The organism is Bradyrhizobium sp. Leo170, assembly GCF_004296405.1.
Lineage (GTDB): Bacteria > Pseudomonadota > Alphaproteobacteria > Rhizobiales > Xanthobacteraceae > Bradyrhizobium.
The window spans coordinates 1-9,324 of the sequence record NZ_PSRR01000345.1 but is presented as its reverse complement, the minus strand read 5'-3'; the positions used below and the strand labels follow the sequence as shown (position 1 = coordinate 9,324).

Genomic DNA, 9,324 nt, shown 5'->3' with positions numbered 1-9,324 from the left:
ACCCACCCCTCATTCGCGCCGAAACGCGCGGAGTTAAATCACTGATTTGCCCGACGGGTTAAGCGGTTTATTTTCCGCGTGAGGGCTGGACGACCCAAATCACCTTGGAATCGCTCGCGAATTTTCTTCCGTCATTCCGGGGCATCGCGAAGCGATGAGCCCGGAATCCATTTCGCCGCTCGCGCAAATGGACGAATAGATTCCGGGCTCGTCCTTCGGACGCCCCGGAATGACGAAGAGAGGTTGGCGATCGCCGCAGCGCGCTCGCACTTCCGCATTGCGCTTAGGAACACGGGCTACGCTTCGAGCACTGGACTTCTGAAGTGCAAGCCGTTTCTTCTTGCCCTTTCGACAAATCATCGAGGATCACGCAGTCGGGTCCGGGCCCGCACTGCGCGTTTGGACAGCGGCGATTTGACCCGCCGCCTTGAATGACGGCGGGAGTTGTGAGAGCTGATCCCTTATGAGAACTGCTGCCGTCTATGTTGGCGCCGCGATCGCTGAAATCGCCGGTTGCTTTGCGTTCTGGGGCTGGTTGCGTCTAGGCAAGCCTGTCTGGTGGCTGTTTCCGGGCCTGCTCTCGCTCATCATGTTCGCTTACCTGCTGACGCTCGTCGAGACCGAGGCGGCGGGACGCGCCTATGCCACCTATGGCGGCATCTATATCGTCGCGTCGCTTGTGTGGCTCTGGGCGGTCGAGAACGCACGTCCCGATCGCTGGGACATTACAGGCGCTTCCATATGTCTGATCGGCGCAGCCGTCATTCTATGGGGACCACGTGGGTAGTTAATAGGGGGCGCCTTCTCACGCCGGAGGGCGATGTCTCAGGCGCGTGCCGTCCGCGAAAAGCCCCAGGCGGCGATGGCGGCCATCAGCAGCGAGATCAGCACGTTGTAGCCGGCGAGCGAGAGGCCGAGGAAGCGCCACTGCACCTCGTCGCAGCGGATGACCTTCACCGTATCCAGCCGCTGCAGCAGCGTGCCGGCGCTGCCGAGATTGCCGACCGGCCCGGTGCAATCAGTCGGCCCCTGCCAAAAGCCCCATTCGACGCCGGCGTGGTAGGCGCCAAGCCCGGCATTGACGAGCGCGGCCAGCGCAAGAACTGCCAGCCCCGCGAGCAGTAGCGGCCGCGGCGCCCCCTTCGCGGCGACGAACGCCACCAGCGCCCCGAGCGGGACCGCGAGATAATAGGCGTAACGCTGCTCGAGGCAGAGCGGACAGGGCAGGATCTCCAGCACAAGCTGGAAGAACCAGGCCCCCGCCAGCGTCGCCGCCGCGATGACGGCCACGGCCGCCGACGCCGTGAAGGCCGGACTGGCGGTATTGCGTGTGGACAGCGGATTGGCGGTCGCGAGCGTCACGGCTAAAGCTCCTGCAATACCAAGGTGGTATCCCTTGGACCCGCCACTGTCGAGCCGCCTTCGGATCAAAACCGCGCGGGTTGACCCCGCCACCCCGCCCGCTATATTCCGCCCGCTTCGCGACGCCAGCCCTCCGGGCTGATGGGGCGAATGCCCCTGTGGCGGAACTGGTAGACGCGCTCGACTCAAAATCGAGTTCCGCAAGGAGTGCTGGTTCGATTCCGGCCAGGGGCACCAACCAGGCTGTTCAAGCCCGTTCCAAAGCGTTCGCAACCGTCCGCTCAGTGCCCGGAAACCCTTGAAAAATAGGCACTTCCGCGTACATTCCTGTTCGTCACCGTTTGTTCTCCTCCGATCCCAGCCGCCCGATTTGCTGGTATTTTTGCTGGTATCGGGAGAACAAACGTTCACGGCGACTTTCGCTTTTCCGAATGAAGGAATTGAGCAGATGGCCGGCAAGAACGACGGCGCGTGCGCCAATCCCAAGCAGATCAAGACCGACGTCGACTGCCGCGCCGCCCGACCGAAATGCGACAATGGCGCGTGGAGTCCCGCCAAGATTTCCGACGTGACCGGCGGCTGGCTCTATCTCTTCGTCACGCCGGACGTGAGCAGGCCCGGCAACGCTGCCTCCAAGCTCTGGCGGATGGACTACCGCTTCCACGGCCGCCAGAAAACCTACTCCATCGGCCCCTACGGTAACGGCAAGGATGGCACGTTCTCGCTCGCCGACGCGCGGCGCGAGCGCGACAAGGCCAAAGACCTGCTCAAGGAAGGCAAAGACCCGAGCATCGAGAAGCAGCTCGACAAGCACAGGCAGGCCGCCGCCCGGCCTTTCGGGCAATGGGCCGACGAGTGGCTCGCGAAGAAGAAGGTGGAGAAAGTCAAACGCGGCAGGATCGTTGCGGGGCGCGACCCCAAGACCATCGAGGTGCTTGAGCTGCGCGTCGGCTACGTCAAGAAACGCTTTGGCATGCTGTGCAGGCAGGACATCAAGCGTCCGGACGTGCTCGCTTTCATGCGTTCCTACGAAGCCGAGGGAAAGCTGGAAACCCGCGACCGCGTGCGCAGCATCGGTGAACAAATCTGCAACTATGCCGATGTCGAAGGCGACGGCTACAATCCATTCCGCAATCTGAATGGGCAGATGATTGCCAACATTTCGACGCCGCGTCCGGGCGTCACCGAACCACGCGACGTGACGCACGTCTTCAAGCTCATCAGCGCACCGTGGACGCGAGCGCGGTTCGGTGACGTTGTCGGCCTTGCCTTGCGCTTCGATGCGCTGACCATTCCCCGCCCCGGCATGGTCAACGAGATGGAGTGGAGCGAGGTCGATTGGGATGCCGAACGCTGGACTATTCCAGCCGCCAAGATGAAGACCGGTTGGGACCATGTCGTGCCTTTGTCACGGCAGGCACGCGCAATTCTGCGCAGCGTTCAGAAGCTGACCGGCCATCGCCGGTACGCGTTTTCCTGCTCGAAGGACGCGCCGCTATCGAACAACACGCTCAACAAGCGCCTGCGGCTACTCAAAGCCTCCTCGCGACTATGGGTCTTTATGAAGCCATCGGCGTGCAGCGCCATTTTGTGGTCCAGGGCGATGCCGCCACCCAGCTTTTTCACCCGATCAATGTTCTCCGGACTAATGGTCTCGGCGTGTTCGAGACTCCATCGCAAGCCAGCAAGCGGGATTGTTTCGTTCACCTTCTCCAGAGCGTCGAGAAAGGGGGAGATGTTCTCGTTGTAGGTGGTGTGCATGCGGAACGGGATGCGCCGCTCTACCAGCTTCCTCACGTCCTGCTCGACGAAGCGCCGCATCTTCTCCGGCTCGATGATGACCGCCGGACGATCGAAGTTCTCATGATCGTGCACTTCTCCGTTCAGAACCTCCCCAGCCCCTCGATATTCATGGCCATGTGCCAGGGTGGGGTGCAGGTTTTCTCCTGGGCTTATCGGGGCTGTTTTCGTGATCGCCTCGAGTTCCAGATCCACCATGTTTACCGGCCCGCCTTTGCCGAGTTGCAAATCCACAAAGGGCATGCGCACATTGAGACGGTTGTCTCGTGCAAGCATGTCTACCCTTGCCTGAGCTTTGGGGTATTCCCATCTACCGCCGTTATCGATGATCGAGGTCACGCCGAACCGGTTCAGACCGCGGATGCTATAGATCAACGAACTCACTTCTTCGTCGAACGTGGGCTGCGGCACCATGGTCTCCAATGCGAGAAACAACCAAGTGTTGCCGTGGACCACGCCGGTGTATTGTCCGCGGCTGTCCTTTTCGAATTCGGTGCCCGGCACCTTGGGAAACCGATCGGTGCCCATACCAAGAACCTCCATCGCCCGCTTGTTCAAAAAGGCGCGATTGTAGGCATACTGTACTATCAAGGGCCGATTGGGGACGGCCTTGTGCAATTCGTCTATCGTAGGAAAGCGGTTCTCCTCAAATTGGTAGGGGGACCAGCCTCCAATCACTTTAACCCATCGGCCCTCCGGCGTGCGTTCGGCCTGCTCGCTCAGCATCGCCAATGCCCGACGCAGCGTCGGCGTGCCATCCCATCGTACATTGTAGTTATAGGCCATGTCGTTGAGGACATGAATATGAGCATCGACGATGCCGGGGATGAGCCTGCGGCTGCGCGCATCAATCACCTTGGTCTCGGACTGCTTTAGGCCGAGAATATCTCCGTCGGAGCCGACGGAATAGATGCGGCCTTTCTTGACGGCCAAAGCCGAAGCCTCGGGCTGCGCACGGTTGCCGGTGAAGATCTTTGCGTTAAAAACGATCAAGTCAGCGCCAGGATCATTTTGCGTCGATTGCGCCTGAATCGCGGAGAACGGAAGAATCGTCACAAACGCGATTAATATTCCTCTGATCATTTTACCCCATTCGGATATTTTTAAGGTCGATCGGCCTCGCTAGACGGTAGTCGTCATAGCAAGTTCCTCATCGCATGAGGCAGGATGGCGAGCATCGACGTCTACCGTTTGCCGGCTCGCAACTCACGGCGATGAGCCAACTCGTCAACGTGCTCGGTGCGCGCTCAGTCCGCTCCCATGCGCTAAAAAGCGCCATCCAAGTCCTCGCATGCCGTTGTCGCAAATTGGCTTGTTGGACGACACATGCCCTTATGACGATGCCTAAACGGGCAGTACCATTGACGTTCATTCGACGGTAGTTAGTTGCAGCGATACACTGTGTCGCAGAATCGGGAACGAGCCGGTGACTTGCACTAGACGATAGCACATAGCCGAATGCGCCAACCGATCGCCGACTTCAGGAACGTCAGGCGATCGCGTGATAGCAGTCTGATGAATTGCGACTTGCGCGCGTACGGACTATCCGCGTTCACGCTGCGGCCGAACGGCCCGCTGACACAGATGATGTCAGTCAGATGAGGTCGCAGCTTCGGCTTCGGAGACGAAGCGACATTCGCTTCAGACGCGATGACCTTATCACAACCGACGTATCGGTCGGCGTTCCTCTCGCTGCGACACAGTTTGACACTTCTCGCTGCTACGAAATGTCCACTCGAGCACCAGATTGCGCGAGATGGGGCTTCAGGCGCCTCTCGTAATCTTTACGTGAGCCGCTCGGGTGCTCGAATGACGGTACCAGAAGGGGCAGCTTATGATTGATTTAAGTGGAAAGCGTGCATTGGTGACAGGCGCGTCGCGGGGCATTGGGGCGGCCATCGCGTTGGCGCTGGCCGAGAACGGCGCCGACGTCGCATTCACCTACCAGCACTCGACCGAGAAAGCGCAAAAGGTCGCCGATTCGATCAGAAGCGCCGGGCGTCGTGTGATCGCGATTGAAGCCGACAGCGCTCACCCGGGAGCCATCCTGCGCTCCGTGAGAGAAGCCGTATCGGCGCTCGGAGGGCTCGACATCCTCGTCAATAGCGCAGCTATCGGACACAACGGCATGATTGCCGATATCGACGTTGCGGAATTCCAAACCCTGATGGATGTCAATGTACGAGCGCCGGTGCTGTTCGCGAAGGCAGCTATTCCTCATCTCGGCGAGGGAGGGCGCATCATCTCGATCGGTTCGGGGCTGGGAGAGCGAGTCCCGTTCGCTGGCGTGACTGCCTATGCGATGTCGAAGGCGGCGCTTACTTCCTTCACCCGCGGTCTTTCGCGCGAGCTCGGACCGAAAGGTATCACTGTGAATCTTGTACAGCCCGGATCGACCAATACGGATGCAAATCCGGCGGACGGCCCTGGTGCCGAGTTTCAGCGCAACTTGTCGTCTTTGGGGCGCTTCGGTGAGCCGCCCGAAGTCGCGAACGCCGTGGTATTTCTCGCCAGCCCCGCTGCGAGCATAATTACGGGCGCTATCCTAACCGCGGATGGGGGTGCGATCGCGTGAAACTGGCGCTGTCATTGGAAGATGACTAAACGTCTCGCGCAGACACTCAGCGCAAGTGCTCGCCATAGAGTGTGCTGGAAAACCGCAATCTATTCGGCGAGCTTTCGGGTCGAGGACAATTTGGTCATAGCCGAACGATACGGGCGGGCGGCCAACGGCATAGGGATCGCGTTCACGTTCGACGACGTCTATGAGCTATTCCCCGTCGTCGCGGACCGGCGGTCGCAGCGCGTGGAATTGCTAAGCGGCGGCGGATAACAACAGATAGTTGCGATCGCGCGCGCTTCTCTTGCGACCAAGCCCACTAATTAATCATGGACGAGCCATCCACTGGACTACTCGAAAGTTGAGACAAAGAGGAATGGGCTTGCTCCTCGTCGAACAGAACGTCGACATAGCCTCCGAGATCACAGACCGGGCGCACTTATAGCCCCCGGCCGGATCGTTCACGAGATTGGCGCCGGAGAATGGGAGGCGTTCCTGTCGGATGATCGGTTGGCAAACGCCTATCTGGGAGTTCATCGATGCCTTGAGCGTCTTCCCGTGTGCCGTGGTTTCCGAGGCACACGGTCAATTCTACCGATAGCGGACTTAAGTCATACGAACCGCTTTACCGTGATCTCCTCCAGATCGAGTTCCTGCTCGATTGCATGGAGCACGCTGTCGTGGATTTGGTCGTCTCGATACATCCGCAGCAATTCTTTGCGACCGGCGGAAATTGCCGCCAAGACGGCCGCGAAGTGATCCGCGCGGTGCGACGTCAATATTTCGGGCTCCTCCGAGAATCGCGCCGACGCCCTTACCCGGTGGGAATACTGCTCCATCAAGCGAGGATGGTCCCAAAGCGATATGCGGCAAGCAAGCGGGGCGTCATGGCGGGCGCTCTCGGAAGAGCCGAGTCGATTCGGGATCGCCTGATCTCATCGAGATTGGGAAAGGCGGACAATGACGATCTCGATGCCACAGTGCCCGAAGGTGAAGCGGGCGATCTCTTCAGCTAGGGACCGGCTGCTTCGATATGCGCCCGCAACGAGGAGCCGCTGATGGGAGCTGGTTCGCGGCGCGATGCCCGGCTCGTAACCACTGACGAGCTTCGCGTAGTGATCCGCGGAAAGCCTAGCGGTACCAGCTACGCCGGAAGCGTGAGAACTCAGAAAGAATCGCGGACCCTGTCGAAGTGGGTTTGGATGTTTGCCCTGAGCATGATCTCCTCTAGCGCATGGGCGGATTCGATCTGCCCCTCGCCGCCGCCCTATGCGCTGCTGCGTCAGGATGAAGACTACAGCTATCTTCGTGATCCCGGGTGCAAACGCGATTTCTTAGACCCCATCAAGTTCATTTCTTTGAGTCCTCAAGAAGACCAGTATCTAACCTTGGGCGGTGAAGTTCGGGAGTGGTACGAGGTATTTAGGAACGCCAATTGGGGGGTGGGACCACAAGATCGCGACGGTTACCTCCTTCAGCGCATTTCAACTTACTCGGATTGGCATCTAGGAGACGGGATCCGGCTCTTCGGGCAACTTTCCAGCGCGACAGTAAATGGACGCAACGGCGGGCCCCGCCCGGTGGATGAGGCTCAACTGTGGCTGGAACAGGCGTTTGCCCAGTTCGACGTACCGGCTTTCTCTAGCGCGGATATTACGGTCCGCCTTGGGCGGCAGGAGTTTCGATTCGGCTCTGGTAGATTCGTGGACGTGCGCGATGGACCGAACGTCCGGCGGGCATTCGATGGAGTCTCGGCTGTCTTGGATGTCGGCGGTTGGCACGCAACCGCGCTCGTCACCCGACCGGTACTGAACCGACCGTCCGTGTTCGACGATCCGTCGGACACGCGCACGACGTTTTGGGGCCTCTACGCGACTAAGGCGGTCTCTTCGATGGGTGGCGGCCTCGATCTGTATTATCTGGGCATCAACAATCGCCAAGCTACCTTTGATCGCGGCACGGGAGACCAGCAGCGTCATACATTCGGCGCGCGGGCTTTCGGGTCGAAGGGAAATTGGGATTACGATTGGGAATTGACATATCAGGCCGGCAGTTTTGCGGGTCTTCCGTTAAGCGCCTATTCTTTCGCCACAGAAACGGGCTACACCTTCAAGTCCATACCTTTCGCGCCCCGCGTGAGTCTGAAAGCGGCGGCGACGAGCGGTGACGGCGGCCCGGCAAGCGGTACATTCGGAACGTTTAGCGCTCTATTCCCCACTGGAATCTACTTCGGTCAAGCTGCAATCGGCTTGAACGGCGCTCCCAATCTGTTGGCGCTGGGCGCCACGTTCAAGGCCAATCTATCGGACTCAATTCAGCTGGGAATTGGCTACGACCTATTCTGGAGAAATAGTCTACACGACGGCGTCTACGGGTTAGCCGGCAATTTGCTTCGGACGGGACAGGAGAGCCGCGAGCGCTACATCGGAGACCAGCTTTCGGCGTCGATCGTTTGGCGAGCCACCCGGCACGTAGACGTTTCGCTGGCCTATGCCTACTTTTTCGTTGGACCGTTTCTGACCGCGAGCGCGATACCCGGTCGCGACGTCCAATATGGCTCGGCCTACGTGAGATTCAAGTTCTGAAAGAAACTCAGGCCAATCGCTGTGCTGCTCCGATGCCGTGATGTAGTGGCCGGCACAACGACTTCGTCGTCCCGCTCCTCGACCAGCCTTACGGAAGACTTTGATTACGCTGCGCATTGGAGAGGAGTTGCTCCACTGAAACCATCAAAGTTCACGGAGGTTAGTAGTGACAAAAAGTTGCCCTGTTCTTACGCTGGCTGAAAGAAAGGCCGTCGACGTAATCAAACGTGCGGACACGGCGTTGGCTGCTGCGGTCTCTCTGGCTTTGGAAGAGGCGGTCAAACAGGCCACCGAAGACATGCGAGCAATCGATCAGGAAGACGCCACGCCGGTGCTGGAATATTTTGCAGGCGTCGTTCATCAGCGAATGTATTGCCTGATGTGCGGTGCAGATCCGGACACTTTTGAAGGAGGCGATCCGGATATTGCCTACCACGTCATCCGAAACAGTCAGAGCATCGCCAGGCATTATTGGTCTGCGGACATCGAGCCCTACCCACCCAAGTAGTAAAGGGCTGTCTTATGACAACCGGCGCAGGCTGTTCCAGGCGCGACTGGATCCGGATGTGCAAGACCAGCAGTGACGGGCGCGGGACAGGTTGAATTGCGACGGAAAGCATCCTCCGCCGCCTGAAGACCTTCGCTATCGCGCCTATCTGGCGGTCGTTCAGCAGATCGGACTGCATTTTATGGCGATCTACTGCATAGGTGCGAAGCCCAACGCCGAGGCGAAGCTATTGGCTCCGTTATAGACGCAGTGCAGGACGACGCTGGGCCAAAGCGAACCCGTTGCACGGAAGAGAATCGCGGAAAGAACACCGACCATGATCGCGACGGGCAGGATCACGCTCACGCCGTGCGCGAGGCCGAATATAATTGAGCTGAGAACGACGCCGGCAAACGCACCGTAGCGGTTAAGCGCATTCGCAACGACGCCCCTGAACAGGATTTCCTCGCCGAAGGGCGTGAAAATGGCGCCGCCCAGGAACGATAAGAGAAACGGAAGCGGGCCGCCCC

8 protein-coding genes, 1 tRNA gene and 1 pseudogene are annotated in these 9,324 nt (G+C 59.4%); 6 read left to right on the top strand and 4 right to left on the bottom strand.

Translation table 11 applies throughout. From position 1 onward, the window contains the following. The first annotated feature begins 463 nt into the window (after nt 1-463). On the top strand, nt 464-787 hold the full coding sequence (locus CWO89_RS36105; protein WP_130583174.1) for a YnfA family protein: 324 nt from the start codon (nt 464-466) through the stop codon (nt 785-787). 38 nt (nt 788-825) lie between these two features. On the opposite strand, the gene CWO89_RS36100 is transcribed toward CWO89_RS36105, so the two are convergent. After that, nucleotides 826-1,362: a disulfide bond formation protein B gene (locus CWO89_RS36100; protein WP_130583173.1), complete on the bottom strand. Its 537-nt coding sequence runs from the start codon at nt 1,360-1,362 to the stop codon at nt 826-828. Nucleotides 1,363-1,514: 152 nt separating this feature from the next. Here CWO89_RS36100 and CWO89_RS36095 point away from each other — a divergent pair. Both CWO89_RS36095 and CWO89_RS49270 read left to right on the top strand, forming a co-directional pair. Then, a tRNA-Leu gene (locus tag CWO89_RS36095) sits at nt 1,515-1,599 on the top strand. 211 nt (nt 1,600-1,810) lie between these two features. Then, nucleotides 1,811-2,842 (top strand): annotated as a pseudogene (locus CWO89_RS49270) (tyrosine-type recombinase/integrase); the annotation flags it as partial. Here CWO89_RS49270 and CWO89_RS36085 read toward each other — a convergent pair. After that, nucleotides 2,803-4,245, bottom strand: a complete 1,443-nt coding sequence (locus CWO89_RS36085) for an amidohydrolase family protein (protein ID WP_349644925.1) — start codon at nt 4,243-4,245, stop codon at nt 2,803-2,805. The pseudogene CWO89_RS49270 and the gene CWO89_RS36085 overlap by 40 nt on opposite strands. A gap of 751 nt (nt 4,246-4,996) precedes the next feature. Between CWO89_RS36085 and CWO89_RS36080 the strand changes: the two genes are divergently transcribed. Next, nucleotides 4,997-5,737 (top strand): SDR family NAD(P)-dependent oxidoreductase, encoded by a 741-nt coding sequence (locus CWO89_RS36080; RefSeq protein WP_130583172.1) that lies wholly within the window; start codon nt 4,997-4,999, stop codon nt 5,735-5,737. A 596-nt stretch (nt 5,738-6,333) separates the two neighbouring features. On the opposite strand, the gene CWO89_RS36075 is transcribed toward CWO89_RS36080, so the two are convergent. Beyond that, on the bottom strand, nt 6,334-6,564 hold the full coding sequence (locus CWO89_RS36075) for a hypothetical protein (protein WP_130583171.1): 231 nt from the start codon (nt 6,562-6,564) through the stop codon (nt 6,334-6,336). A gap of 216 nt (nt 6,565-6,780) precedes the next feature. Here CWO89_RS36075 and CWO89_RS36070 point away from each other — a divergent pair, with 216 nt between their 5' ends. Both CWO89_RS36070 and CWO89_RS36065 read left to right on the top strand, forming a co-directional pair. Further along, complete coding sequence (locus CWO89_RS36070; RefSeq protein ID WP_130583170.1) at nt 6,781-8,307, top strand: alginate export family protein; 1,527 nt, start codon at nt 6,781-6,783, stop codon at nt 8,305-8,307. 166 nt (nt 8,308-8,473) lie between these two features. Continuing rightward, nucleotides 8,474-8,815: a hypothetical protein gene (locus tag CWO89_RS36065; protein WP_130583169.1), complete on the top strand. Its 342-nt coding sequence runs from the start codon at nt 8,474-8,476 to the stop codon at nt 8,813-8,815. A gap of 189 nt (nt 8,816-9,004) precedes the next feature. Here CWO89_RS36065 and CWO89_RS36060 read toward each other — a convergent pair. Beyond that, nucleotides 9,005-9,324 (bottom strand): CPBP family intramembrane glutamic endopeptidase (locus CWO89_RS36060; protein ID WP_130583168.1); only part of this gene is annotated, 320 nt, incomplete at its 5' end.

Bases quoted from the DNA above. Each gene is read 5' to 3' on its own strand.
- CWO89_RS36105 (WP_130583174.1), top strand. From the start codon at position 464: ATGAGAACTGCTGCCGTCTATGTTGGCGCCGCGATCGCTGAAATCGCC.
- CWO89_RS36085 (WP_349644925.1), bottom strand. From the start codon at position 4,245: ATGATCAGAGGAATATTAATCGCGTTTGTGACGATTCTTCCGTTCTCC.
- CWO89_RS36080 (WP_130583172.1), top strand. From the start codon at position 4,997: ATGATTGATTTAAGTGGAAAGCGTGCATTGGTGACAGGCGCGTCGCGG.
- CWO89_RS36070 (WP_130583170.1), top strand. From the start codon at position 6,781: ATGGGAGCTGGTTCGCGGCGCGATGCCCGGCTCGTAACCACTGACGAG.